Consider the following 26,470-nt stretch of genomic DNA (forward strand, 5'->3'; position numbering starts at 1 on the left):
CTACCCACCTCTCCCGGCGTTGCCGCCGTCAGTCCTGCAGCTGCTCCAGCAGCTCTTTCACCTGACGGATACCGAAGCGCGGTGAGGAGAGCACCGGGATACCCGTTGCCGCCTGCAGCGCCTGCTCCATCCGGGCCATTGAGCCTTGAGCCAGCACAACAACCTCTGCCTGACCGGCGGCTTCAACTGCTGTCCGCAGCAGGATGGCATCATGCTCCACCGGATCGCCGGAGACCAGGGCCTCGAACGCTCCAGCTGCCAGCCCGTTTACCACGCTGATCTCCTTGCCGGCTTCCTCGGCCTTCTGCCGGATCAGCCGGATCGTTGGCGCAAGCGTCGACGGCAGCGTGGCCAGCACAGCGATCCGGCTGTAGCCTGCGACCGCCTGTTCTGCCATCAGCTCATCGATCTTAACGATCGGCACGCCGATCATTCCCCGCGCAGCCCCGGCAACCTCGCCGACTGAAGAGCAGGTATTCAGAATGACATCCGCCCCAAGCTCTTCGCCGTGGTGGAAATATTGCACCAGACGTCTCGCCACCCCCGGCGGCACCTCACCGGCCTGCACCACATCGCCAATCAGGCTGTCATCGATAATATTCACCAGTCTGACCTCAGGCAGCAGCTCCTTGAATAACGCCTTTAGCGGATCAGCCAGCCCTTGTCCCGTATAGACAGCTACTACAGTCTTCATCTCTGTCCACTCCTTTTTTGGTTGTTTTGTATATGAAAAACCGAATACATTGCGCCACCGCGAGGGTTAACCGGCCAATTGTATGCGGAAAACCGAACACATTACGCCGCCGCGAGGTCCTGCCGCCCTTTTACCTACCAGATGAACTCCTGCTCCGGACGGCGCAGAATGCCTTCCTTCAGCGGGGCCTTGTCCAGCACCACGCGCGAGGTGTAGAGCGGCTTGGTCTTGCCCTGCGGCGTAATGCTGACTACATCATCCCCGAGCCACTCCGTCACGAAGCTCTGATCGACCGCGGTCTCCAGCGTGGTCCGGCTGCTCAGCGGGAAGGTGATCGTGATGGTCTCGCCCGCAGCAGCCGCATCCAGCAGCAGGAAGCAGCGGTTCACCCAGCGGCTGGCCTCCCTGCCATGTCCTTCCGTTACTGCGCCGCCCAGCCGGCGGGTATACCGGATTTTGGTAAAGCCGGCCCATTCGGGTATCCGTACCAGCAGGCGCGGCAGATCAGCATGGATGTTCAGCACCAGCTTGCCTTCATGCGGCAGATAGCTGTGCACATCGAGCCACTTGGAGCCGCGGTTCAGCAGGAAATTGACGCTGACCGTCCCGTTATGCTCTGTGACCGTGTTGCTCCAGCCCATGAACAAGCCGCGTGTTCCCGAGCCGAGGCAGCAAATCTGCAGATCATTCGTATGGCCGCGGCCTTCAATGACATCGCAGACGAAATCATTCGGGGCCGAATACCCGGCGAATGCGCCTCTGGTCCGGTCTGCAACCTGGTAAAAGGAGATGTCACCGTGAATGTCATGCGAGTGGTTCTCACACTGCTGCACCCAGCTCAGATCCAGCAGCTGTGATTCGGTCAGATGATTGCGCAGGAAGCGTTCGACCGTGCCCCAGTACTCCACATAACCGCTTTGGGCCAGCGTAATCCCGGTGGAGATCAGGTCGACCAGCGAGCAGGTCTCATGCTCATAGGCCTGCTCGTGCATGTCGCCGGGGGTCCAGCCGAAGCTGGTGCCAACAGTCAGGGCCCAGTCGTAGCTCTTCTTCACCCAGGCGATCATCGCCGCATTGCCCGTAAATGCCCCGAAGCGGGCAATCGCATCCAGCGTGCCGATCCGGGTGTGGAAATGCCCGCTGCGGTAGGCAAGCGCGGTGTTGAAGCTGCCGTCCTCATTGAACACGCCGCTGCGCTCGATGATCAGGGCGGTGAAGAACTGGCACAGCTCGAAGGCATCCTGATTGCCGGTCACCTCATGATATTTCAGCAGCGGCATCACCAGCCGGCCGCAGAAGGAGGCCGGGTCCGGGGCCAGGCGCAGCATAATGCCGTTCGCGGACGGCCAGCCGCCTTCTTTGTATTCCGAAGCGGGGTAGAACCAGAGATCCCGCTCTTTCACGGCAATCCGCTTGAGCGCAGCCACATGGCGGTCCGCCGCTTCCCTGACCTTGGGATCACCGCTCTCCATGTACCAGGAGGTCAGCGACAGAATCACCGCCCGCTGGTCGATCAGATTGGCATTCGGCTCCCAGTCATGCACCGGGCTCTGCTTGCGGTAGCTGAGTCCGTCTTCCTTGAAGAACGACAGCAGATTGGCCCGGTACTTCGCTTCGGTCTCCTTGCCCTCATCGGAGCCGGTCATCACGCGGGCCAGCACCAGCGCATCGATCATCCGCCCGTGGGAGGAGCCGTAGTCCCAATCCCCGTGGGTCATACAGGCAGGCTCCTGCATCAGATCGGCCGCGAAAAAAGGAATGCCGTCATGATCAGGATCGGCCATACCTACAATGGCGTTAATGGCATGCAAGGCCCGTTCTTCAAGCATCAGTGTATCTGGAATCAGTGATTTCGACATGGTTCTTCTCTCCCCTGAAGATCAGCCTGGCAGGTGAAGGCATTCCGGTACTCCCCGATCGTCATTCCAAGCTTTTTTTTGAAAATCTGGCTGAAATACCGGTAATCCTCATAGCCGACCATTTGCGCGATCTCGTAATTTTTATAGTTGGATAACTTCAGCAGTTCCTTGGCTTTGCCGATGCGTACATCCGTTAAGTAATCAATGAAATTCTTGCCGGTTGCCTTCTTGAACATGCGGCTCAGATAATCCGGGTTCATGTAGTAGCTTTGGGCAATTCCCTGCAGGGATAAGGCCTGGTTATAATAAGCCTCCACCTGCTGCTTCATTTCCTCCACCACCTTGCCCGCCTGCTTCTCGGAGAGCCGGTTATAGAAGCCGGAGACCGCCGGAATCAGCTCTGCCGTGAAGATCCGGGCGACAGAAGCGGCGTCATTTCGGGCACCCAGAATCTCTGTATAGGCTGCCGGGCTTTTGCCGCAGATCACGGTGAAGTCGGCGCCCTTAGCCTGAAGCTGCTTCTCCACCGCATACAAGAGCAGCAGTGAGCTGCGCTGCAGCTGCCCGGCACTCACCGTTTCCAGCGAGATTCTGGAGTGAAACTCCGTATATTCCTGCTGCGCCGCTGTACTGCTGCCCGACTGCAGGGCCAGCAGGAACATCCGCTCCTGCCCGCTCGGGTAGGTAAATCCCGGCGCTGCCGGACTGCCCCCGGCCTCCAGAATTACAGCCTGCTGCCCCAGCAGCCGGCCCTTCAGCGCCTGCACGGCTTCCTGCACAGCTTCGCACAGCTTTCCGCCCTGCTCCTTCACCTGGCTGATTCCGGCACTGGCCGCAGGACAGCCGGAACCCTTGAGCACCTGCTGCAGGATGCCGCAGACCCGCAGCACATCATCCCGCTCCATCCGCCTTGCCGAGACGGCAAGCACCACGGTCCGCGCGCTTCCCCCGAGAACAGCGGCTTCATAGTCCCAGCCGCCGTTCCCGAACAGAAACGGCCGGACCCGGTTCAGCTGCTCCCGGAGGCCCGCCAGCAGGCCGGCCGCATCCCAGTCCGCAGGCTCAGTGAACGTATCGGATTGTCCGGCGCAGGCAATAAGCTCCCTGCCTGCCCAGTCCGGCGGCATCCGCCCGGCTGCCCCGGCTTCCTCTTCCGCCGCCGGTCCGTCCAGCAGCGCTTCGAACCAGCCCCTGCCGCTCCCCTGCGCCGCCATGCGCTGCTGCTCCTCCCGCTGCTCCAGCTCCCCGCAGGCCTTATGCAGCACGGCATTCAGCTCTTCCTTCCTTACCGGCTTCAGCAGATAATCGAATACCTTATGGCGGATCGCTTCCTTCGTATATTCGAAATCCGAATATCCGCTGATTACGATCACCAGCAGCTCCGGCAGCTCCGCGCTCAGCAGAGCGAGCAGCTGCTTGCCGTCCATCCCCGGCATACGCATATCCAGGAACAGCACATCCGGCCGTTCGGCCAGCGCCAGCGTGTAGGCATCGTCGCCGTTCTCCGCTTCTCCCGCCAGCTCCAGCCCGTATTCGCTCCAGCCAATCGATTGGATGAGTCCTCTGCGGACCCATTTTTCATCGTCAACAATCAGTACTCTGCGCATGCTTATAACCTCCGAAGTCAGGATGAAGCCCGCTTAAATAGAGCCGGACGGAATGAGAGAAAGCGGCGGTCAGCCTTTGAGCGAGCCTGCGGTCAGCCCGTCAATAATGTAACGCTGCAGGAACAGGTAGATAATTAGCACCGGGGCAACCACCATCACCATGAAGGCGAACACAATACCCCAGTTGGTGCTGTAGAGGGTGACGAAATTGAATACCTGCAGCACCAGCGTCCATTTGGTACTGTCCGTCATCAGATAGAACGGCCCGAAAAAGTCATTCCACACCGACACCAGCACCACGATGGTCACCGTGACCAGGACGGTCATCAGGAGCGGCAGAATCATCTGGAAATACAGCCGGAAATAGCTGCTGCCCTCAAGCAAAGCGGCTTCATCCAGCTCACGCGGCACGGATTTCATGAAGCCCACCAGCATGAAGATCGCGAAGGGGAGCAGCACCGCCGTATAGTACATCACGAGACTGAAGTAAGTGCCTTTGATGTGCAGGTCACCCATCAGCTTGATCGTCGGAACGATGGACACCGGAACGATCAGGCCCATAATGAACATGTAGAAGGAGCCGCGCATGAATTTGTCATCCCGCCGCTGAATGACAAAGGCTGCCATGGAGGCAAACAGGTTGACGCTCACCACTACCGAAGCGGAGATCAGCAGGCTGTTCTTGAAGCCGCGCAGAATATTGGCCTGGGCGAATACATCCGCATAATTGGAGAACTTCCATTCCGAGGGCAGGTTCAGGCCGAATAAGGCCGACTCCCGGATGTCCTTGAAGGAGTTGATCAGGATCATCAGGAAAGGGATCAGAATCAGAATAGCCAGCGCAAAGGCGATGACCTCCAGCAGAATCAGTCTGCCGCGTTGCTGCGTTTGCATCAGTACTCCATCTCCCTTTTCTTCAGGCCCATTAGTACAGGCACCCCGACTATAGTAACCAGCACGAACAGCATCAGATTGACTGCGGTCGCATATCCGAATTGTCCGGTACTGAACATGTTCCTTATATAAGTAAAGAATACTTCCGTGGTATAGCCCGGGCCGCCGTCCGTCAGCACCATCACCATTTCAAAAATCTTCATCGAATTAATCATCGCCAGCAGCACATTCACCGTTAAGGAGGAGGCCAGCAGCGGGAACACAATGTAGCGGAAACGCTGCCAGTAATGCGCCCCGTCAATCGACGAGCTTTCGATCAGATCCCTGGAGATGAACTGCAGGCCGGCCAGATAGACCACCATGGAGAAGCCTGTAACCCGCCACAGATCCGTAATAATGACCGAGAACAGGGCGAACTTCGGATCATTCAGCCAATCCTGGGCCATCCCGCCAAGCCCTACCGTATGCAGCAGCTGATTAATGATACCGTTCGAGGGATGGTAGATTGCCCGGAAAATGTAACCGATTACGATGGGCGAGATGACATAGGGCATAAAAAAGATCATCCGCAGAAAATTTCTCGCTTTGAGCGCTTCGTTAAGGATGAGCGCCAGCCCGAGCCCAAGCACATTCTGAAATACCGTAACGGCCGCTGCAAAAATAAGCGTATTCTTAAAAGCGGTCAGCAGCCGGGGCTCCTGAAACAGCGTCCGGTAATTATCAAGGCCGGTAAACGTGATCACATCCGCGTTGATATTCCAGTCAGTGAAGCTATAATAAAAGCCGATAACCGTCGGCGTAATAAAGAACACCAGAAACACCGCAAGTGCGGGAAATGCGAAATACAGCGGGTATTTGCGTCCTCCCATGAATCTCTCTCCTTTTCTCTATTGGCTCTGCCGAAAGGACTTTCACAACCCGGCCTGCCGCGCTGCCTGCCGGAACCGCTGAAGGGTCCGGGAGGCAGCAGACAGTCCAAGACTAAGCTTAAGCTGCGGCTTATTTGAAGCCTTCAAGCAGCTTCGATTTGCCGTCCTTTTCATAATTGGCCGAGAAATCATTGAATGCCTTATCCACATCGCCGTTGATAAAGAAGATCTGCAGCAGCTTCTGGAAGTCCGCGAACACCGGAGTCAGCCGGTTCTGGATATTGATCCGTGATTTGCCGGCGTCAATCAGCTCCTTGACGGTCTGCTGTACCGGAACCAGCTCCACTGCGGCATTCTCAAAGATCGGAATTCCCGGCGCCGCCTTATAATACAAGTCTGTCATTTCCTGCGTGAGCATGAATTTCACCAGCTCTGCCGCAGCATCCGCATGCTTGGCCTGGACCGGAATCATCAGCTGGTTCGGAGGCGTGACCAGGGCTACGCCTTCGTCGGTATCGGTTGGGAACGGGAAGAAGCCCAGCTTATCGTTAACGAATTCCTTGCCGAATTTCTTCTCCAGCTGCGGGATAATGCCGTCCAGATTGAAGGCCATGGCCGCCTTGCCCTCACCCAGCATGGTCTGCATCTCATCGTACGTGCCGGCCAGCACATTATCCTGGTACAGCCCGAGGTCGATCAGCTCCTTCTGCTTCACGAACAGCTCCTTGAGCTGCGGAATCTCATTCATCTTCAGGGCATTATTCTGCAGCTTCGCCACGCCTTCATCCCCGATGGCCGGATCCACATTCGATACCCAGCCGGTCAGATAAAAGATTTGCGCCGGCCAGCCATCCTTCACGCCTTCATAGAAGGGGGTGACTCCTGCTGCCTTGATTGTCTGCGCGATCTCAATCAGACCGGCATAATTCTTAGGCGGCTCTACGCCGGCTTTGGCGAAAACATCCTTGTTGTAGAACACGCCGTACATCCCGGTAGCCCCGTACGGCACGCCGTAGATTTTACCGTCCAGCGTCTGGGCTTCCTTCATGGAAGGGATAATCCGGGCCCATACATCACTGTCCCCGGACCACTCGCGCAGCATTTCATCCGCCCGCAGCTTCACATATTGCTTGGTCCCCGGCTGCATCAGGAACAGGTCCGGGAAGTCGCCGGTAGAGAACCGGGTCTTCATCATGTTGTCGAATTCACCGCCCGGCAGCGCCTGAAGCTCGACCTTATTGCCTGTCTGCTGCTCATATTCACTGAACAGCTGGCTGAACGGCGCGGTATCGACTGTATTCGGAATAACAAAGCTGATCGTAACCGGGTCCTTCGCTTTGGTCTCTGCGGCACCGCTATTACTGCCGGCTGTATTGCCGCCTGCTGCTCCGCCGCCGTTGTTATTCCCCCCGCAGCCTGCCAGACCAAGCAAAGCCAAAGATACTGCGAGCACCATTGATACCGTTTTCATTTTTCTCACTTGCTGCAACCTCCCCATTATTCTAGCTATCTGTGCTACACCTTTATCTTAATGCAAGCGCTTTCCATGACACATTCACGATCTCGACCATTAATGTTGATTATTTCGACTTCCCGGTGCCGGCCTCGCGTAGAATCAGTGTAACTACCGTTCCCTGTCCTTGCGTGCTTGCAATTTCGAAGTCCATTCCCGCTCCGTAGCGGATCGCATACCGGGCGTACACGTTGCGGATACCGATGCCCGTGCCGCTGGCCAGGCTCAAGGCTTGCTCCTGGTATACCGGACGCACTAGCGCGGCGCGGATGGTCTCCAGCCGTTCCCCGCCGATGCCGACCCCGGTATCGCTGACGCTCAGCTGCACACCTCCCGGGCATCTGGTTGCGGTGATTGTAATGCTGGCTTGCTCGCGCATCGGCTCAATACCGTGGAAGACCGCATTTTCGACGAGCGGCTGCAGGGTCATTTTTAACAAAGGATAAGTATACAGCTCCTCTTCCACCTCAACCTTATATTGAAACTTCCCCTCAAACCGGAAGCTCTGAATGCGGATGTACGCCTCAATCTGCTCCAGCTCCTCGCGCAGGGTCACGATCTCATCGCTGTTCTTAATGTTGTAACGGAACATATCCGCCAGAGACTGCGCCATCTCGCTGATCTCCCCCACGGAATAATAGTCGGCCATAGCCTTGATGCTGTCGAGCGTATTGTAGAGAAAATGGGGGTTGATCTGGGAGTAGAGCATCGCCAGCTCCGCTTCCTGCAGTTTGATCTGGTATATGTATTTATTCTCAATCAGCAGCTGCAGCTCATTGCGCATGGCATTGAAATTCATCGCAATCCGGCCGATCTCATCGTTCCGGTTCACATCGAGGCCGGCCGAGAAATCGCCGCGCTTGATCCGGTTGACGCTTTTGTGCAAATCCAGAATCGGTTTCGTTATCTTCCGCCCGAGCAGAATGGACAGCAGGAAGGTGATCAGAAAAGCGAACGCGCCGATATACATGACCGCAGTCTTAATCGGGTTCAGCGGGCTTATAATCTCCTTCTTCGGCGTCAGCAGTACGGTCTTCCAGCCGGAATAGTCCGAGCGTGTATAGGAGATGAAATACTTTCTGCCATCCTCGCTGAACCAAAAGGTCCCTTGCTCCCCCTGCATCCGGGGCAGAATTGCCTCCATCCGCCCTCCCTCCCGGGCAGTCTCTCCGCCAGAGACATACACCGGGCTATTGCTCTCATTCAGGACAAGGAATTTGCTGCCCGCGGTCAGCTCGGCATTCCGGGCAATGCTGCGGAACAGGCCGTCGCTGTAATCTGCACGAACCACAATGAACTGGTCACGGTTGGCGAAGTCGCGGATCAGAATCGCAGTCGAATAGGCAACGGGAGGCGCTGCTGCGTTTAATTCCTGTCCGGGAGTGCTGATGAAATTGACCCGCCCGTCTTTGCTGACCGTCTCGCGGAACCAGGGCTCCTTCTGCACATCGGCAGGCTTCCCGGGAAGACTGTTATCCGAGGAGCTGAGCAGCTCTCCTGTGCTGAAATAGATCCGGAATCGGACGAAATCGGTAATCGGCGTGGTGTTAAACGTTTTCAAATACAGATCCTCGAAGCTTTGGTTGATGACAAACCGGCTCTCGCTGCCCAGTGAGGCATAAGCGTTGATATCGTCGATATATTGCTGATTGTAATAAGGCGACAGCAGCAGGTTGCGTTTGTTGTGCATATCATTGTCCATATTGTTCTCGATTTGCCGTACGATCTGGAAGCTGGCCGTTTCGACCTTCTCCAGCATGGAAGTATAGGAAATATAGTAGGATGCGACCCCGACCATAGCGATACAGCTAAAAATAATGACCAGATAACTAAGCAGCAGCGTCGTGCGGATCCCGGATAGCCGGTAGCGGAATTGATTCCATAACTGCATAAGCAGTTCCCCCCCTCTTCTGTTTGAGATCATTTTACTACATCGTGCTGTCTCCGGCTTTTTGGATAATCATGCACTATGATTCAGGTATGCCGCTGGGAAACCGATTTAATGAAAATAGGCAAGACAACCCTGTGACCGGCTGCCTTGCCTTTTTAATTCCTGTATACTGTCAGTTTAGAGAATGGAGGTGAAGCTGTACGTGCCTGAGCCGATGTAAAAGACGGCTTCGCCTTGCCCCCCGGCCTCCGCAGGGCGGCGGACAGGTGCCGGCATTTGCCCCGCGGACTCCGCCTGCGCCCCGCTGCCCGGAAGATATACGGTTGCCGTGGTATTGGCCGGAATCTCCACGGTCAGCCGGAACACGCCGTCAGCGGACCGCTGCCAGCGCGTCTCTATTCTGCCGTAGAGGCTCTCGTACCCGGCCTTGACGCTCGTCAGCTTCCCGCCCGGCTGCGGGCGGATGACCGTATGCTTGAAGCCCGGCTGCTGCGGATCAGCTTCAATCCCCGCCATGTAGCGGAACATCCACTCTCCCACAGAGCCGAGGGAATAGTGATTGAAGGAGTTCATCTCCGGTGTCTGGAAGCCGTTCTCCTCCGTCCAGCCGTCCCAGCGTTCCCAGATGGTTGTCGCTCCGGCTTTAACGGAGTACATCCAGGAAGGGAATTCCTCCTGCGTCAGCAGGGAATAGGCCAGGTCCAGCTGGCCGTGATCGGCCAGTACCGGCAGCAGATAACCTACGCCGAGGAAGCCGGTCGACAGCCGGTTGCCGCGGGCCTGAATATCCGCAGCCAGATGCCGCACCGCCATAGTCTGCTGCTCAGCGGTCAGCAGACCGAATTGCAGCGCGAGCACGTACACGGTTTGTGTACCGCCTTGAATCCGGCCATTCTCTGCCACAAAAGCATTGCGGAATGCTCCGGCAACCGCTGTGAACAGCTCGGTGAAGCGCTCCTGATCCCCCGGCTTGCCGAGCACCCCGGCAATATCCGCCAGCAGCTTCGTGCTGTAGGCGAAATAAGCGGTAGCCAGCACATCATTGGGCGTGTCCGCCCCGATGGACAGCCAGTCGCCGTAGTTGGCATAATCCGGCCGCACCAGCCCGTCCGTCATCGACTCCAGATATTCGACCCAGCGGACCATCGCCGCATAATGGGTCTCCAGAATCCGGGTATCCCCGTACATCAGGTACAATGTCCAGGGAATCACCACGCCGGCGTCGCCCCAGCCGGCGTTATCGGGAGCGAACCAGTCAAGGCGTGTGCTCCACATTTTGTAGCGGATCCAGCCGGCATCCGGCGCCACATCGGTGAACGCGCCGGACGGCTGCTGGGCATCAATCATATCCCACATGAATTTGTTGAAGAACCGGGACACATCCATATTGTAGGAAGCCGTGCGGGCAAAGATCTGCGCATCCCCTGTCCAGCCCAGCCGTTCATCACGCTGCGGACAGTCGGTAGGCACTGACAGGAAGTTGCCTCGCTGGCCCCAGGTAATGTTGGAGTACAGCTGATTGACCATAGGGTCTGAGGTCACCAGGCTGCCCGTAACAGGCGTATCCGAATGAATGACTTTACCGGTAATTGTACCGAGGTCAGGTTCGCCCGGGTAGCCGGCCAGCTCTACATAACGGAAGCCATGGAAGGTGAAATGCGGCTCGTACCGCTCCTCAACGCCGCCTTTCAAGATATAGTGCTCCTGCTGCACCGCCACCCGCAAATTATCAAGGTACAGGCTGCCGTCCGGATTCAGCATTTCGGCATGGCTGACGGTAACCTGCGTCCCGCGTTCTCCCGTCACCTTAAGCTCACTCCAGCCAACCATATTCTGGCCCATATCATATATATAAGTTCCCGCTTCCGTCCTGCGCAGGCTAAGCGGCGTCATGCTCTTCGTAATCCGCACCGGCGGTTCCATTGATGCAGTCAGCAGCCCGTTGTACCCCGGGCGGATATCCGGCTGCTCCCAGCCGGAATCATCGTAGCCCGTACGGTCCCAGCCCGTAAGCTCCCGGGTGGCATCATAACGCTCGCCCAAGATCATATCGGAGTAATCAATCGGCCCTCTCCTGGTCCGCCAGCTGCCGTCGGTAACGATCCGCTCCCTGCTGCCGTCTTCATATTCGACCGACAGCTGCAGAGAAAGGAACGGGCGCTCGCCGTAGATTTTATCCGAGATGAAGCCTACGGTTCCTGCATACCAGCCTTCACCCAGAATCACCGCCAAAGTATTAGCACCCGTTGCCACCCTGTCCGTAACATCATAGGCCTGCACCTGAACCCTCGTATCATAATCCGTCCAGCCTGGACAGAACAGCTCACCGGTCTTAACACCGTTCACCCGCAAATGATAGAGCCCCAGTGCCGTAGCATAAATTACCGCCCGTTTCACCGGAGCTGCTAATTTAAACTCCTTTCGGAAAAACGGACTCGGCTGCAGCTTCAGCCCCTGTTCCGCCTTGCGGCCGATCCACTTCGCCTTCCAGTCCCTGCGGGCCAGAATGCCCATACTCCACAGGGCCGGTCCGCTCCAGGGAGATACCCGGTCCTGCCTGTCCCACACCCGAACCTTCCAATAATAAACAGCTTCAGCCTGAAGCGGCGCCCCCTGGTAAACAATATGCGCGGATTCGCTGCTCTCTGTCCTGCCGCTGTCCCACATCTCACCCCGATCCTGCTCCAGCTCTGCGGGGCTGGCGGATACCAGGATCTGGTACGCCGTCTGCACCGCAGCAGGCGCCTCCGTTTCCAGCTTCCAGAACAAGCGCGGCTGTAACACGTCCAGCCCCAGCGGATTAACCAGATATTCCGTCCTGCAGTCAACAACTGACATGGTCATTGCATTTACCCCCATTAGTTAATTCTGCTCTGATTGATTCTGCGCAGTTGAATAGATATGCGTGCCTTCAAGATCAGCCCTGCCGGCAAGCAATGGCTGCAGCAGCACAGCGAATGAACGTTTGACAGGCTCCAGCAGATACGGGGCAAGCGTCGGCGCATAGCCGCAGCTGTGGTTGCCGATTCCGCTCTGGGCGGCGTCCAGCTTCACCATCATCCGGTCCAGCCGTTTCAGCTTATGGACATGGGCGGCGGTGGACATGTCCCGGACTGAATACGGGTGAACGCTGTAATTGAATAATTCATTACTTGTAAACCGCAGCCCGTTGCCCTGCTCATCCGTCAGCTTCCCCCAGCGGATATCGGCCTTGTTCCCGTTCTCCTGGGGCTTAATGTAAGGAACAAACTGCTCCTCGGCCAGCCCCCTGTAGATGCCCAGCTTCCCGCTCTCCTTACGGTCCGCATAGCATTCATGCGGCCCGCGCCCGAACCATGACATCACGTTATACTTCTCCGGCATGGACAGCTCCACCCCGAAACGGGGCAGCGGCGGCAGCTCCTTCAGCGGTTCGAAATCCGTCATCAGATGGAGGCAGCCGCTTGCAGTTACGGTATAGGTCTGGGTAGAACAGCAGACCGGGGCGCCTCCCCTTGGTCCTATGACCTGCCGGACGGTAACCCGGCAGCCCAGTGTACCCGGACTCTCTACCGTTACCCCCCTTACCTCTGCATACAGCCGGTCATAGCCGGCTTTGATCCACTCTTTGGCCAGATGGACATCATTATCTATGGGAGCACGCCACAGATTCATTGCCGGACCGGAGGCCAGAAGACTGTTCCCCCTGTGCACCCACTCCGTGAGCAGCCCTGATTCTTTGTTCCACAGCAGCCGGAAGCCGCTGCCGGTTACGGTAATGGCTGACGGGGATTCCGTAATATGCAGGCCGGGACCTGCGGGTGCAGCACCTGCAGGCAGCGGGCATGACCGGGCCGCGGAAGCGGCAGTGCCGGTGCCTGCAATTGGCAGCGGCAGATCGGCCCAGGCCACTTCATGCCCGGCTTCTGCCCAGGCGGCGGCACTGCGCAGCGTGAAGGAGACATGCAGCCACTGCTCGCCTCCACCGTACAGATCTACCGCGTTCAATGGGAGCTGTACCGCTCCGGCTGCACCGGCAGGGATGTCCGGTACAGGCAGCTCTCCTTCAGTAATTACTGCACCGTTCCTGAACAGCTGCCACTTCCCGCGCAAATGGGCAAGATTCAGGAAATCATAGCGGTTATGAAGCTCCAGCAAGGCAGCCGCCGGGTCTATCCAGTTCATCGCCAGCGGCTCAATGGCTTTCTTATATTCCAGCAGCGCTGCCTTCGGCGTATGGTCGGGGAACAGCAGCCCGTCGAGGCAGAAGCTTCCGCCATGCGGCTCCTCGCCGAAATCCCCGCCATACGCATAGCTCTCCGTCCCGTCTGCTTCAGTCCGCAGAATTGCCAGATCACGCCATTCCCAGATCAGGCCGCCCAGCAGCCGGGGATACGCATAAATGGTCTCCCAATACTCCTTAAGATTGCCGGCCGAATTGCCCATTGCATGACCGAACTCGCACATCAGATAGGGGCGGTGATCCGCTTTCCGGCCTTCGGCAGCCAGCATTTCTACCGACGGGTACATCGTGCTGACAATGTCAACAATATCCGCATCATACGCCCGCTCATAATGAATAGGCCGGGTCCGGTCAGACTCCCGGACCCACTCCGCCATCGCCTCATGATTTCGCCCGTAGCCGGATTCATTCCCGAGCGACCAGACAATGACGCTCGGATGGTTCTTATCCCGCTCCACCATCCGCCGCGCCCGGTCGATGTAAGCTTCGCGCCAGTCCGGGTGCTCTGACAGGATGCTCTCCGCCGCCCCGCGCGCAAAGCCGGGAATCTCCTGGTTCACCCGCTCACCGGTCAGTGCGAAGCCGTGCGTCTCTAAGTCCGCCTCGTCAATCACATACAACCCGTAGCGGTCGCAAAGGTCCAGCCAGCGGCTGTCATTCGGGTAATGGGACAGCCTTACAGTATTGATGTTATGCCGCTTCATCAGCAGAATGTCCATTTCCATATCCGTCACCGCCGTTACGAAGCCCGTCCGGGCATCGAACTCGTTCCGGTTCACCCCTTTGATAATTACAGGCTGGCCGTTAATAAGCATACGCCCTTCCTTGATAGCAACCTCACGGAAGCCTACGGCGAGCCTGTAAACCTCCAGCACCTTCTTGTCCGCGTCAAGCAGCGTCAAGAGCAGGCTGTAGAGGTACGGGGTCTCTGCTGTCCAGAGCCGGGGAGCGGATATCTTCTCCCGGAACCGGATTTCAAGCTCAGTCTGCGGCTCCGGCTGCACCGCCTGTTCAGGCTCCCACACGGCCACCGTGCATCCTTCTGCATCCAGTAAGGCGGCCTTAAGATAACTGGGCTGCCCTGACAAGAGTCCCCGGTTCACCACACAGATAGACGTATCCAGCACAGCGGCGGTGTAATTCTCCTGCAGAACGGTCTTTACCGCAATATCCCTTATCCCCGTGACAGGCCGCGCCAGCAGATATACATCACGGAAGATACCGCTCAGCCGCCACTTATCCTGACTCTCCAGGTAGCTTCCCGTGCACCATTGATACACTTCGACGGCCAGCAGATTGCTTCCCGGCTGCAGCAGACCCGTGACGCTGAATTCGGCGGTATAGTGGCTTCCTTCGCTGTAGCCCGCAGACCGCCCGTTCACCCACACCCGGCAGGCGGAGTCTACACCTTCAAAGACAAGGGTAATTTCCTTGTCTGCCCAGTCCTCCCTGAGCTGAAACTCCGTCCGGTAGCAGCCTGTAGGGTTCAGAGCCGGGACATGCGGCGGATCTACGGGAAACGGATACGGGCAGCTGCTGTAATGCGGCTGTCCATATCCGTGCAGCTGCCAGTTCGCAGGAACCGGCAGCCGGTCCCAGTGCTCCGCTGCGTACTCCGGCTGCCGGAAGCCCTCCGGCACACCTCCGGGTGACGGCGCATAATAAAACTGCCATTCCCCGTTAAGCAGCTGATAGAAGGGCGACTGCTCTCTTGCCCCGATGATAGCGCTCTCTAAACTTTCAAACGGAATCATATCCGCACGCGGCTGCTCACGGTTGATCCCCAGGATGCTTAAATCCTCCCATACAGGAAGCGGTCTAGTCTCCGGTACCATCTCACTGCTCCTCCTGCAAAATGCAACAGACATACACTTTGCCTCATTTCTCACTATCCATGATAAGAAAGAAGCCGCGCGGAGGACATCAGGCAAAACCGACTTCTTATGTTGAAATAGCCGGGACATCAGGCTTCCCTTATGCCGTATCCGGTACGAAATGCCCTGGACGCACAACAGCCAGCCTGCCGGACATGTGACCGGCAGGCTGGCTGTTTGTTCTGATATGATTTAACTCCTTCTGATCCACCTGCTGTAAGCTCCCAGGATATCGTCCCGGTTGAGATACTGTGTTGACGGTACCAGATAGTCCGCCTGCATCAGCGTATGCGTTGAACCGATGCCTACAGCGAACATGCCCGCCCTTTGGATAGCCTCAATGCCTGCTGCCGAATCCTCTATCCCGATGCACTCCCTGCCGGAGACCTTCAAATAATCCGCAGCATCCAAGAATGTCTCCGGGTCCGGCTTGCCGCGCTTGATCCTGCCGGCATCCACTACATAATCGAAGGCTCCGGCCAGCTCCAGACGCTCCAGGACAAACGGGGCATTCCGGCTCGCCGAGCCGATCGCCAGCTTTAGCCCTGCAGCACGTAAGTCGTCAAGGAGTGAACAGATGCCCGGTAAAATATCCTTCGGGGTAATGGAGGAAATCAAAGAGGTATAGCGGGCATTTTTCCGGGCAGCCAGCTGCTCCAGCACCGCCTCCGGCACAATCACCGGCTCCGGGGCTGCTGCAAGGATCAGCTCCAATGATTGCAGGCGGCTGACTCCCTTCAATTGCTCATTCAGCATGCGGTCGACTTCGATCCCCAGCTCCGCGCCTAATTGCCGCCAGGCCAGAAAGTGGAATTCTGCCGTATCTGTAATCACCCCGTCCAGATCAAAGATTACCGCCTGAGGAATTGTAATCAATCCGCTCTCACTCCCTGCCGCAGCCAGTTCAGGCTCAGGTTGAACCATTCGGACAGATGCAGATGCTGCACCTGCTCCGGAGCTTTTACAGTATCATCGGCCAAGGACATGCCATGCTGCCCTTTCTCGAACATATGCAGCTCACAAGGCACCTCGTGGCGGAACAGCGCTCCGGCCAGACCGAACAAATCAGTCGGCAGAATAACCGTATCCTCATAAGTACCCCAGATGAAGGTTCGCGGAAGACCGGAATGAATCCGGGGCAGCAGGTTCAATGAAGCCTTCTCCTCAGCCGATAAATTCTCTTTGCCCAGCAGAATTTCCCTTATGCTTGGACCCCTCATATCAGGCATCAGGCCTTTTTCCATCAGCTCAATAACGAAATCCGGGGTCTTCTCAGAGCGCGGCTCCAGGGTAACCGCCGGATAGCCGAGCAGCAGCTGGTTCGGCTTGATCTCGGCAGAAGTCAAGCCGGTACTGCCGGCAAGCAGCGGCTGATTATAGTAAATCCCCAGGCTCAGCGCCAGATTACCGCCGGCTGAGAAGCCGATTACAGAAATATTGTCTTCGTCGACACGCCATTCTTCCGCATGCCGGCGGATATAAGCCATCGCGTGGGCCAGCTCAAGCAGGGCAACAGGAAAAGGATGATCAATTTTGACCGAATAGGCCAAAACAAATGCCTGATAACCCATTCGGGCGTAAGCCAGCGCAACAGGCTCGCCTTCATTGCGGGAGATTACGGTATACCCTCCGCCGGGGCAGATTACAATAGCCGGACGCACAATGTCCTTCTGGTCGAATTCCCCGTTGTCGAGAATATAAGTAGTAAGTGTTGCCGCTGAGTCATCCAGCAGCCGGATCGTTTGATGTATCACGGGTAATCCCCCTTCTATAATCGGGTGTCCCATTTTCCGCAAAACGGATCAACAGGACTGCTGCCTTTGAACTGTGAAGTTCCCATCAGCTTTTCTATTAACAACGGCAGCGTATAATCGTTAATTCCATAAGTATTAATATAGGTTTTGACCCGTGGAACATCGAGCAGATGATACGGATTCTCCGTTGAAATAAACAGTGTCGGAATGGAATGAATATAATTCGGAACATTAACCCCCATCGGATTAAGCCATTCAATCCTTACCGCCGTCTGGTTGGACTTGGTCGCCAGATTGCATAAATAGATAATAAGATCATAGCTGTCCTTCATTTCCGTGAAGGAGCTCTGCAGCCCTTCGTAGACCCCGGCCGGTTCAAAGCGAGCCACCTTAAAGCCGGCCTGCTCCAGCAGCGGTATAAAGGCTGCCGCCAGGCCGCTGGTCTTGTTGTACCCCAGCGCGTTAGCCTCACTTTCAATATCGTAGAGCAGTACACGCGGATAACGGGCAGGGGTTACCGGAAGCACTCCCGCCTCTTCTTTGACAAGGGTTATGGATTGATCCGCCACGGCCCTGGCCGTATCCAGATGGCTCTCCTGCCTCAGCAGGCCTGCGGCCCCGGCAAGAACCGGAACATTGTCCTGTTCATGCAGCTTAAGCGAAGCTTTCAGTCCCAGGATACGGAGAACCGCCTCATCCAGCCGGCTGTCAGTGAGCAGGCCGTTCTCCAGTCCTTCCCGCATAAACCTTACATCTTCCTCCAGATTTTTGGTGAACAGAAACATATCACAGCCGTGCTCAATAGCCCGGGGTACAAGCTCATTTCTTGGCATAGCAATATTCATCCCGGCCATTGTAGTGGCATCCGTTATAATCAGCCCGTTGAAGCCGAGCCGTTCCCGCAGTAACCCGTTAAGCAGTTCGCTGGCCAGGGACGCCGGCAGAATATCCTCATCGCGCAGTGCCGGATTCAACAGCTTGGAGTACTCGGGAAGAGCAATGTGTCCGACCATGACGGTCTTTGCTCCTTCTTCTATTAAATGGCGGTATACCATGCCATAGGAATGATCCCACGCATCCGGAGACAGCGGGTTGACTGAGGTTACAAGATGCTGATCCCGCTCATCCATGCCGTCACCCGGGAAATGCTTGATGGAAACAGCCATGCCCTGCTCTTGACAGCCCCGCACATAAGCAGAGCCCATCTCCAGCACACGCTGCGGATCATTCCCAAAGGTCCGGGTGTTGGTAATCGGATTGCGGAAATTATAATCGATGTCAATGACCGGAGCAAACGCATAATTGGCGCCTACACTCCTGCCTTCAACCGCACAAATTCTCCCCAGCTGGTACGCCAGCTCTGTATTCCCGGTTGCCGCAACTGCCATATTAGAACCAACCTTGGTCCCATCCTTAGTAATCCCCTGACCGCCAGCCTCAAGGTTGGCCGCAATCAGCAGCGGAATCCGTGCTGACTGCTGCAGTGTAGTGACCGCTGCAGTCACCTCCCCCGCAGCCATGGCACGGCACATTAAGCCGCCAATGCCAACATCCTGGGCAATTTTTTTCAGGAACTGCTCATCCTGCTTATAACCGACCATGAAGAATAATTGTCCGATTTTCTCCTGCACCGTCATTTTCCCGAATGTTGACCGCACCCAGTCCATGTCCTGGTCATTCAGGTTAAACGGCTTCTCTCTCAAGCCATTAATCTCCACTTCTCCCACTCCTCTTCTTACTGCAGCTCAATCCTTACGCCCCGGTACGGGTTCTGAAATTTCTGAAGAATCTGCTAATCCTCTCCGAGTTGGAGGTATACCCCATGAAGGCAACAATGAATACTCCGAGATTCACAGTCTGAATAGAGCTGTCAATCCCCAGAATCACCATTCCGTAGGACAAAGCATTCATTCCTAATGCTCCGGCAAAAATTCCGAGCGGTATATTCGAGAACCGGGCCAGATAGAGCCCTACCAGTACCGGTCCCATGGAGGAAAACATGAGCGAGGTAGAGCTCAAATTGTTAGCCGGTGATACCAGAACTGTAGAAGCATTGATTACAGCCGCCACCCCAAGCAATGCGCCGACAGTCAAATACGTAAGCATAATATTACGTTTCTCTCTTACGCCCATATTCACTGCCAGGCGGGGATTAGCTGCAAGGGAACGCGTGTCATACCCGAAGCGGGTCCGTTCCAGCAGGAAATAGAACAGCACCATGACGACTGCCAGCACCACGTACACCCAAGGAGTCCGGGCAAATACCGTCAAGCCGGAATGCATATACAGCTGCGTTCCGCCTCCGCCGTACACCACCCCGGAAAGCGCCTCATATACCATCACAACACCAAGTGAGACAATAATCGTAGGTACCCGGACTGTAAGATACAGCACACCTTCCAGCAGGCTGAGAACCACTGCAACGGCTACTGTCAGCACCAGCAGCAGCAGCGGTCCTGCCCCCAGCTGGATAGTCAGATTGCTGCCGATAATTCCCGACAGAATAATGATGATCCCCGGCGCGAAATCCCAGCGCGCTCCCGATAAGGGCAAGGCGATAGCATAGGCAATCATTGTAGACAATACGCTGCTTCGGATGATCCGGTCAAAGGCTCCGGAGGCCGCATAACCTGAACGGTCCATCAGCAGGGTAATCAGCAAAATAATGGCGTATACCGCTACAGGAAACAAGAACGTTTTCAGCAACCCCGGAACCCTTTTGATGATAAGCTTCTTCATTCACTCACTCCGTTACATAAGGGCAGGATCTGCCCGGTTCTATTCTTGTCTGGCCGCTTCAATTTCAGTTAATGTACGGCTGGTCAGCTGCTGGAGCGATTCCCAGGTAGCCTGCTCGTTGAAGGAAATCATTACTTGTCTCAGCTCATCCGCAGTGACAGAACCGTTCCCCTTATCACTGGGAATAACATAGGTATTGAAACGTTCCGCCTCTTCCGCAGAACCCAGTGTTACATAGTTAACTCTTCCGTTGAGCTGCCAGTCGGGGTACTTATGCCCGTTGATCCGGTCATACAGCTGTGCAAAAGCATTAGCCATAATTTGTGTATAGTTGTTCGTTCCCGCCATCAGAATATTTCCGTTGGTAAGGCCTGCCGCTGTAGAATTGTTGTATCCCAGCGCCAGCAGACGGGTGCCCGGACTGGAGCTGTTTAGAATAGCCGGGTAAACGAAGTCCATTCCCGAGCCCAGGCCGAAGATTGTATCCACCTCCGGATGCTCAGAGATAATCTTAGTCACCGCATCACTTGCATTATCCGGAGCAAAGGAATGATATTCTGTCGGATAAATCTCGGCTTCCTGCTTGGTGTCCAGTTCTTGCATTTTTGCGGTAAATCCGGAAATAATGGCAGGTGCGTCTGTGAAGGCAAACTCAGGGAATGAGGTAACCCCTACTTTTCTGGCCCCGGCAGTATAAGCCTGTTCAGCATACAATGCGCCGAGATCCGCCGGATTGTCGCCAAATTGCTTCACTCCGCCGACCAGATAATCGCTGGTCACGCTTCCATCCACAGTTCCGAGAACAACCGCGTAATACACTCCGGCTTCCTCAGCCAGGCTTACACTTTGTTCCAGTGCAGTATCATAGCCGCTGATTACGCCATCCACACCGGAAGCCAGCAGATTCTCCAGCCCTTTAATGTGATCCTCCTCGCTTGACCCGACAGTCGCATAATTGAACTTTACATTGAAATTGCTTTCCAGATAAGAACCATACGATTTAATCTCCTGGCCTTGAATATCCGTATAGTTATAGAGCATAACTCCAAGGTTGATGAGATCCTTGTCTTTAGCAGCCTCATTCGCAGACTTGTTACCGCAGCCTGTAAGAATCATCCCGGCCAGCAGCATCAGTACACTCAGAACAACCGTAATTCTCTGTTTTCTCATGATTCATCCCTCTTCTATATAAGTTGTGTGCATTATCGCGGCATTACCTCAGAGTGTGGCCTTCTCAACAGCAGAAATACCACCAGGAGGAACACGGTTCCCTTAACCAGGGACACAACCTCTGTAGGCACGCCTACCATGACCAGCCCGTTATTCAGCAAAATATAAGTAATACTGCCGACAATGGCCGAACTCATCTTCGCCTTGCTGCCGCCATTCAGCGACAACCCGCCCAGGATCAGGGCCACAATGACGTCCATCTCCAGACCTGATCCCGTATTCTCACTGATGACCGTAGAGCGGGCCAAGGACAACACGGAGGCGAAGCCAACGAGCAGGCCGGCGATGGCGTAGCCGGTAATTCTGACTTTTCTGACCTGTACTCCGCTCTGCGCTGCAGCCTGAGGGTTATCTCCGACCGCGCGGCTGTACTTGCCAATCTTCGTGTAATGAAACAGTATAATTCCCGTCACGCCCACAACGGTTAGTAAAACCAGCATAAACGGAATATTCCTGCCCAGCAGCTTAAGCTGCTCCGTATCCGTAACTCCAAGCTTCTCAGTAGCCGTTGATACCTTGTAGGTTACCAGCCCCCTGGCAATGAACATGACGGACAGTGAGGAAATGACCGGCATCAGGCCAAACTGTATCGCCATGACAATATTCAGCAGATAACACAGGACGGATACGGCAACCGCTGCCAGGATTCCGGCGGCCAGAGGCGCACCTGCATTCAGTGTATATATAGCTGTCATTGAACTTAGTGCCATAACTGCCCCGACAGAGATGTCCATGCCCCCGTGAGAGAAAATAAAGACCATCCCTACCGAAATGGTGAACAATACCGCAAGCTGCTTAATGACAGTGCGGAGATTGAAGCTAGAGAGCAGATCTCCTCCGGTTAGCACCGCAAAGATTATAATGACAAGCGCCAAGCCTGCATACTGGATAAATGTATGTTTATTTCTCTTCAAAAAGCCAAGTACAGCAGCGGTAGTTCCCTTGCGGCCGCGGCCGGTTGCTGCAGCTGAATTGCCCTGTTCCATTGTGCTCCCGCCTTTGCTCTAAATCATGTGCCCAATCAGCATCGCTTCAGTAGGATTATCCATCCGGGAGAATTCCTTACGGATTCTTCCATCCCTCATCATCAGAATCCGGTCACTCATGCCGATCAGCTCCGGCAGCTCCTCGGATATCATCAGTATGGAGTACCCCTCAAGCTTCAGCGCATAGAGCAGCTGATACATCGTAGTCTTCACACCTACGTCCACCCCCCGGGTAGGGCTGTCCAATATCAGAATTCTCGAATGATTCCCGATCCATTTACCAAAGGACACCTTCTGTTTATTGCCTCCCGACAACTCCCCCACGCTCTGGTTCATGCTGCTGGCCTTGATCTGCAGCTCCGCCATCTGTTTCCCGGCAAAACGCTTTTCTGCGCCGGGCATAATCAAGCCAAAGCGGGCAAGCTGGTCTAGCGCCGACAGCACAAGATTATCTTTAATCGAGGCCTCCATAATCAATGTCTCTTTATCCCTGTCCTTGGATACATATCCAATCCCGCTGTCCATTGCTGTCTTAATGCTGTTCAGTATCCGCGGAACCGGCAGGGAGCCGTCCTCCGGCCGGTTGTAGACCATGACTTGCCCGGACTCGGGTTTCAGCCCTCCGTACATTAATTGGCCCAGCTCATGCATACCGCTGCCCGACAGTCCGCCAATGCCCAGAATTTCCCCCTCGTGCAGTTCCAGCTCTATTTCCTTCAGAATAGAAGTACTGGCATTCCGGACGGAAATGACTGCCTGAGCGCCATGTGAACCGTCATGATCCGTCCGGTAATAATTCCCCTCAATGATCCGACCAACCATAGACTGCTTGATATGCTCTTCATCAAACTCAGGCTTGTCAATCGCAGTAATCAGACTGCCATCCCGCATTACCGTCAGTACATCGCATACCTCCATCAGCTCAGGCAGATCATGGGAGATGAATAATACTGCTTTGTTCGAGTCTCTAAGCCTGCGCATAATCTGATGAATCAGCATCCGGCCTTCATGGGATAGCGCTGTCGTTGTCTCATCTACAATGAATAATGAGGGGTCATAATATAATGCTCTGGCAATTTCGGTCAGCTTCCTCTGTTCAAACCCTAACGTGTGCATCGGCCGGGTTACATCTATTTCCTGCAGCCCAATCGCGGCCAGTGCCTGTTCCGCTTCCTGATTCATCCGTCTATGATCAATCATGCCCCGCTTTGCAAACCGCTTTTCTTCGCCAAGAAACATATTCTCTGCAACCGAGAGCTCGGGAATCGTACCGGTCTCCTGCACAATCATTGAAATGTTATGCTCTCTGGCATCCAGCATACTCTTCGGCCGGTAAGCGACACCGTCAATAAGCATCTCGCCTCCGGAAGGCATCAGCATACCGCTGATCATCGCCGAAATTGTTGATTTGCCCGAACCATTCTCACCGATAAGTCCGCGGATTTCACCCAGCCTGATATTCAGGCTGACCTGATGAACAGCAGTAATATCATTAAACCGTTTACTTAACTGCCTGGTCTCCAGAAACACTTGCTTATCCATGTCCAACATTCCTTTTACCATATGACATCGCTTACCTCCCACGGATATATCGTAACATGTACCACAACCAATATTAACTATCCCTTTTAATTAGATTTGAGCGTATTTTTAACCTATAATAAGAATAATACCGTTTTCAATTTTATTATCTTAGGATTTTGATTAAATATTTGTATATAATAATTATGTCATAGAATAAAAAATAACCTACTGCAAGGAGAGCTTCAAATGGAATACCGTCATGAAGTAATCACCTTTCCCAAGCATTTGCCGATTAAATTCTTTCTGCACCGCATCGGACATGTCAACCGCCACTGGCACCAGTCCCTTGAGCTCATCATTAACATCAAAGGCAATGTGCAGATTACCGTCAATAATCAGACTTATGAGCTTGGCGCCGGTGACATTATTCTGATTAATTCAAATGCGGTGCATGAGCTGCATGCGGATAATGCGACCATGATTGCCCTGCAAATCAAACTGGAGCTGTTAAAAGAAGTCACCATGGATATCCAAAAAATATACTACGACTGCAATTCGGCCTCCTCGGGCCAGCCGGACCGCTTCAAAAACATTAAACGGATCGTGGCTCAGATTCTGAAATATAATATTCATTCCAATGAGTATATCGATCTGAAAAATGTTTCGCTCGTCTATGAGCTGATTTTTGAGCTATGCTCCAATTTCAGCAGCGATGAGAAGGATGTGCACAGCCATTCCCAGGAGAATCTGGACCGGATCAGCCGGATTCTCGATTATGTCAACAGCAAATACGGCGACCCGATCTCGCTGCAGAGCATTGCCAAAGCCGAGTATTTATCCGTCCCTTACTTCTCCAAATACTTCAAACACAGTATGGGTATGTCCTTCAGTGACTATCTGAAGGACATCCGGCTGCATCACGCAGTCAACGACCTTTTGAATGAAGCACTGACCATAGACAAGGTGGCCGCCCAGAACGGCTTTCCCAATGTCCGGTCCTTTGTGGTGGCCTTCACAGAAAAGTACGGGGAGCTGCCCAGTGCCTGGAGAAAGAAGAATGCCGGTGCCATTCTGGGGAGCATTGAAGCTACCAAGGAGAAATCCGTAAATTATTATCAGGATGAGCCCTTGTCTTATTATGAAGACATTACTGCTTTTATAGAGAGTAATCTGGATGCTGCGCCGGTTCATCTGCCGGAGCATCTGGGCAGCAGCAGAACTGCCTTAATTGAAGTTCCGGCAGAGGCGCCCGGTGCAGCCTTACGCCACACCTTCAAGAATTTCATCGGGGTAAGCCGGGCCAAGGAGGTTCTGCTTGCCGGAGTGCAGCAGGCCCTGCGCACGGCACAGGAGGAGATCGGATTTAAATATATCAAGATGCACAGCCTGCTGGATGATGACATGATGGTATACAGCGAGGATGCCGGGGGAAGGGCAAGCTATAATTTCCAGTTCATTGACATGGTATTCGACTTCCTTCTCTCCATCCGTTTGAAGCCGCTGGTGCAGTTCTCCTTCATGCCGAAGCAGCTGGCAAGCAATCTGGAGAAAACCGTATTCTATAATCAGATTAATACCAGCCCCCCGAAAAGCATGGATAAATGGAAGCAGCTGATCCGCGCGCTTACTCTTCATCTAATTCAGCGGTATAGTCTGGAGGAGGTCCGGAGCTGGCTGTTCTGTGTATGGAATGAGCCCAGTTCCTCCAATCTGTTGTTTGGTTTCAGCAATGACCAGATCTTCAACAAGTTATACCAGGAAACCTATGAGACTGTGAAGCAGATTGATCCCTCCCTGCCATTCGGGGGGCCGGCCGCCTTCTCCACCTACAACAAAAATGAGGACTGGCTGTTTCAGTTTCTCACCTTCAGCAAGGAGCAGCACTGCACGCCGGATTTCATAACAATTCATTATTATGATATCGACCTGTGGAACTATAATGGTCAGGATAATCAGCTGAATCTCAGTCCGGTCAGCCACTCCTTCACTGAATTCGTTGACCGGCTGAAACAGCGGCTGCTGGCGTCCGGGCTCGATTCGCTGCCGGTATACCTGACGGAGTGGAATTCCACAGTCTCCCATAAAGATCTGATGAGCGATACCTGCTTCAAATCAGCCTATATCATCAAGAATCTCACAGAGAACTATGACCGGCTGGACGCCTTCGGTTACTGGCTGCTGACCGATCTGCATGAAGAGAACCTGCTGCCGCAGCAGTTGTTCCACGGGGGCCTCGGGCTGTTCACCTACAACAATATCAAGAAGCCGTCCTACCATGCCTTCTCTTTCCTTAACAGGCTGGGCAATGAGCTGATTGCCAGCGGTGACGGATATTTCATTACCAGATCCCATACCGGCTTTCAGCTTCTGCTGCATAATTATCATCATTATGATGAGGTGTACGCGCAAGGGGTCTCCATAAGCATTTCCTATCAGGAGCGTTATTCCCATTTCCCGGCAAAAGCGCGCAAGGAGTTCAATTTCGAATTGTCGCCGGCCCAAGGGACGTATGAGCTGGTGGAGCATCTGGTAAACCAGCAATTCGGGAGCGCCTTTGACAATGAGATCAGCTTCAGCGGCGCAATGGGAAATTCCGCGGAAGAAATGAATTATCTCCGCAGCATTTCCATACCTAAGCTGGGCAGACAGCAGGTACATGCTTCCGGGAAGCTCCCGGTACAGGCCATCCTTGAGCCGTTCGAGATCCGGCTGATAGAGCTTGTGAAACCGCTTGGATGAGTAGCCTTGAAAATGCTGAATCAGCGGGGGAGGCACAGGTACTGCGGTAAAACGGTTATTCCTAAGTAAAACACC

At 54.7% G+C, this 26,470-nt stretch carries 18 protein-coding genes; 2 read left to right on the forward strand and 16 right to left on the reverse strand.

The window, feature by feature from the left end:
• Positions 1 to 28 precede the first annotated feature (28 nt).
• The 9 genes from LOS79_RS15850 to LOS79_RS15890 form a co-directional block, all read right to left on the reverse strand.
• Positions 29 to 694, reverse strand: coding sequence for an aspartate/glutamate racemase family protein (locus LOS79_RS15850; RefSeq protein WP_315421551.1), 666 nt, complete (start codon positions 692 to 694; stop codon positions 29 to 31).
• A 134-nt stretch (positions 695 to 828) separates the two neighbouring features.
• Positions 829 to 2,553 carry a glycoside hydrolase family protein gene (locus tag LOS79_RS15855; RefSeq protein WP_315421553.1) on the reverse strand — a complete coding sequence of 575 codons (1,725 nt, stop codon included), beginning with the start codon at positions 2,551 to 2,553 and terminating at the stop codon, positions 829 to 831.
• Positions 2,538 to 4,160: a response regulator transcription factor gene (locus LOS79_RS15860; protein WP_315421555.1), complete on the reverse strand. Its 1,623-nt coding sequence runs from the start codon at positions 4,158 to 4,160 to the stop codon at positions 2,538 to 2,540. Before LOS79_RS15860 ends, LOS79_RS15855 begins: the two co-directional genes overlap by 16 nt.
• A gap of 69 nt (positions 4,161 to 4,229) precedes the next feature.
• On the reverse strand, positions 4,230 to 5,054 hold the full coding sequence (locus tag LOS79_RS15865; protein WP_315421557.1) for a carbohydrate ABC transporter permease: 825 nt from the start codon (positions 5,052 to 5,054) through the stop codon (positions 4,230 to 4,232).
• Complete coding sequence (locus LOS79_RS15870) at positions 5,054 to 5,923, reverse strand: carbohydrate ABC transporter permease (RefSeq protein WP_315421559.1); 870 nt, start codon at positions 5,921 to 5,923, stop codon at positions 5,054 to 5,056. The genes LOS79_RS15865 and LOS79_RS15870 overlap by 1 nt, the downstream gene beginning before the upstream one ends.
• Positions 5,924 to 6,053: 130 nt before the next feature.
• Complete coding sequence (locus LOS79_RS15875; protein ID WP_315422266.1) at positions 6,054 to 7,394, reverse strand: ABC transporter substrate-binding protein; 1,341 nt, start codon at positions 7,392 to 7,394, stop codon at positions 6,054 to 6,056.
• Positions 7,395 to 7,503: 109 nt separating this feature from the next.
• Complete coding sequence (locus LOS79_RS15880) at positions 7,504 to 9,327, reverse strand: sensor histidine kinase (RefSeq protein ID WP_315421561.1); 1,824 nt, start codon at positions 9,325 to 9,327, stop codon at positions 7,504 to 7,506.
• 177 nt (positions 9,328 to 9,504) lie between these two features.
• Positions 9,505 to 12,171, reverse strand: coding sequence for a family 78 glycoside hydrolase catalytic domain (locus LOS79_RS15885; protein WP_315421563.1), 2,667 nt, complete (start codon positions 12,169 to 12,171; stop codon positions 9,505 to 9,507).
• An 18-nt stretch (positions 12,172 to 12,189) separates the two neighbouring features.
• The gene (locus LOS79_RS15890; protein WP_315421566.1) at positions 12,190 to 15,384 is read right to left on the reverse strand and encodes a glycoside hydrolase family 2 TIM barrel-domain containing protein; all 3,195 of its coding nucleotides are present in this window, start codon (positions 15,382 to 15,384) and stop codon (positions 12,190 to 12,192) included.
• 59 nt (positions 15,385 to 15,443) lie between these two features.
• Between LOS79_RS15890 and LOS79_RS15895 the strand changes: the two genes are divergently transcribed.
• The gene (locus tag LOS79_RS15895) at positions 15,444 to 15,584 is read left to right on the forward strand and encodes a hypothetical protein (protein ID WP_315421568.1); all 141 of its coding nucleotides are present in this window, start codon (positions 15,444 to 15,446) and stop codon (positions 15,582 to 15,584) included.
• Between the two features lie 31 nt (positions 15,585 to 15,615).
• Here LOS79_RS15895 and pgmB read toward each other — a convergent pair whose 3' ends face one another.
• From pgmB to LOS79_RS15930, 7 genes are read right to left on the reverse strand one after another with little or no spacing between them, the layout of a single operon-like run.
• Positions 15,616 to 16,347: a beta-phosphoglucomutase gene (gene pgmB, locus LOS79_RS15900; RefSeq protein ID WP_315421571.1), complete on the reverse strand. Its 732-nt coding sequence runs from the start codon at positions 16,345 to 16,347 to the stop codon at positions 15,616 to 15,618.
• Positions 16,296 to 17,177: an alpha/beta hydrolase gene (locus LOS79_RS15905; RefSeq protein ID WP_315421574.1), complete on the reverse strand. Its 882-nt coding sequence runs from the start codon at positions 17,175 to 17,177 to the stop codon at positions 16,296 to 16,298. The genes pgmB and LOS79_RS15905 overlap by 52 nt, the downstream gene beginning before the upstream one ends.
• 14 nt (positions 17,178 to 17,191) lie before the next feature.
• The gene (locus LOS79_RS15910; RefSeq protein WP_315421576.1) at positions 17,192 to 18,895 is read right to left on the reverse strand and encodes a glycoside hydrolase family 3 protein; all 1,704 of its coding nucleotides are present in this window, start codon (positions 18,893 to 18,895) and stop codon (positions 17,192 to 17,194) included.
• A 34-nt stretch (positions 18,896 to 18,929) separates the two neighbouring features.
• Positions 18,930 to 19,916, reverse strand: a complete 987-nt coding sequence (locus tag LOS79_RS15915) for an ABC transporter permease subunit (RefSeq protein WP_315421578.1) — start codon at positions 19,914 to 19,916, stop codon at positions 18,930 to 18,932.
• A 39-nt stretch (positions 19,917 to 19,955) separates the two neighbouring features.
• Entirely contained in the window at positions 19,956 to 21,086 is a 1,131-nt protein-coding gene (locus tag LOS79_RS15920) for a sugar ABC transporter substrate-binding protein (protein ID WP_315421581.1), read from the reverse strand.
• A 32-nt stretch (positions 21,087 to 21,118) separates the two neighbouring features.
• Positions 21,119 to 22,132 carry an ABC transporter permease gene (locus LOS79_RS15925; protein WP_315421584.1) on the reverse strand — a complete coding sequence of 338 codons (1,014 nt, stop codon included), beginning with the start codon at positions 22,130 to 22,132 and terminating at the stop codon, positions 21,119 to 21,121.
• An 18-nt stretch (positions 22,133 to 22,150) separates the two neighbouring features.
• Positions 22,151 to 23,674, reverse strand: coding sequence for a sugar ABC transporter ATP-binding protein (locus LOS79_RS15930; protein WP_315421586.1), 1,524 nt, complete (start codon positions 23,672 to 23,674; stop codon positions 22,151 to 22,153).
• 228 nt (positions 23,675 to 23,902) lie between these two features.
• On the opposite strand from LOS79_RS15930, the gene LOS79_RS15935 reads away from it, so the two are divergent.
• Positions 23,903 to 26,395, forward strand: coding sequence for a GH39 family glycosyl hydrolase (locus tag LOS79_RS15935; RefSeq protein WP_315421588.1), 2,493 nt, complete (start codon positions 23,903 to 23,905; stop codon positions 26,393 to 26,395).
• Positions 26,396 to 26,470 lie beyond the last annotated feature (75 nt).

The sequence above is a fragment of the Paenibacillus sp. MMS20-IR301 genome (assembly GCF_032302195.1).
Classification (GTDB): domain Bacteria; phylum Bacillota; class Bacilli; order Paenibacillales; family Paenibacillaceae; genus Paenibacillus_AQ.

Bases quoted from the DNA above. Each gene is read 5' to 3' on its own strand.
- pgmB (WP_315421571.1), bottom strand. From the start codon at position 16,347: ATGGTTCAACCTGAGCCTGAACTGGCTGCGGCAGGGAGTGAGAGCGGA.
- LOS79_RS15875 (WP_315422266.1), bottom strand. From the start codon at position 7,394: ATGAAAACGGTATCAATGGTGCTCGCAGTATCTTTGGCTTTGCTTGGT.
- LOS79_RS15930 (WP_315421586.1), bottom strand. From the start codon at position 23,674: ATGGATAAGCAAGTGTTTCTGGAGACCAGGCAGTTAAGTAAACGGTTT.
- LOS79_RS15915 (WP_315421578.1), bottom strand. From the start codon at position 19,916: ATGAAGAAGCTTATCATCAAAAGGGTTCCGGGGTTGCTGAAAACGTTC.
- LOS79_RS15850 (WP_315421551.1), bottom strand. From the start codon at position 694: ATGAAGACTGTAGTAGCTGTCTATACGGGACAAGGGCTGGCTGATCCG.
- LOS79_RS15920 (WP_315421581.1), bottom strand. From the start codon at position 21,086: ATGAGAAAACAGAGAATTACGGTTGTTCTGAGTGTACTGATGCTGCTG.
- LOS79_RS15880 (WP_315421561.1), bottom strand. From the start codon at position 9,327: ATGCAGTTATGGAATCAATTCCGCTACCGGCTATCCGGGATCCGCACG.
- LOS79_RS15885 (WP_315421563.1), bottom strand. From the start codon at position 12,171: ATGACCATGTCAGTTGTTGACTGCAGGACGGAATATCTGGTTAATCCG.
- LOS79_RS15860 (WP_315421555.1), bottom strand. From the start codon at position 4,160: ATGCGCAGAGTACTGATTGTTGACGATGAAAAATGGGTCCGCAGAGGA.
- LOS79_RS15855 (WP_315421553.1), bottom strand. From the start codon at position 2,553: ATGTCGAAATCACTGATTCCAGATACACTGATGCTTGAAGAACGGGCC.
- LOS79_RS15895 (WP_315421568.1), top strand. From the start codon at position 15,444: ATGATAAGAAAGAAGCCGCGCGGAGGACATCAGGCAAAACCGACTTCT.
- LOS79_RS15925 (WP_315421584.1), bottom strand. From the start codon at position 22,132: ATGGAACAGGGCAATTCAGCTGCAGCAACCGGCCGCGGCCGCAAGGGA.
- LOS79_RS15870 (WP_315421559.1), bottom strand. From the start codon at position 5,923: ATGGGAGGACGCAAATACCCGCTGTATTTCGCATTTCCCGCACTTGCG.
- LOS79_RS15935 (WP_315421588.1), top strand. From the start codon at position 23,903: ATGGAATACCGTCATGAAGTAATCACCTTTCCCAAGCATTTGCCGATT.
- LOS79_RS15890 (WP_315421566.1), bottom strand. From the start codon at position 15,384: ATGGTACCGGAGACTAGACCGCTTCCTGTATGGGAGGATTTAAGCATC.
- LOS79_RS15865 (WP_315421557.1), bottom strand. From the start codon at position 5,054: ATGCAAACGCAGCAACGCGGCAGACTGATTCTGCTGGAGGTCATCGCC.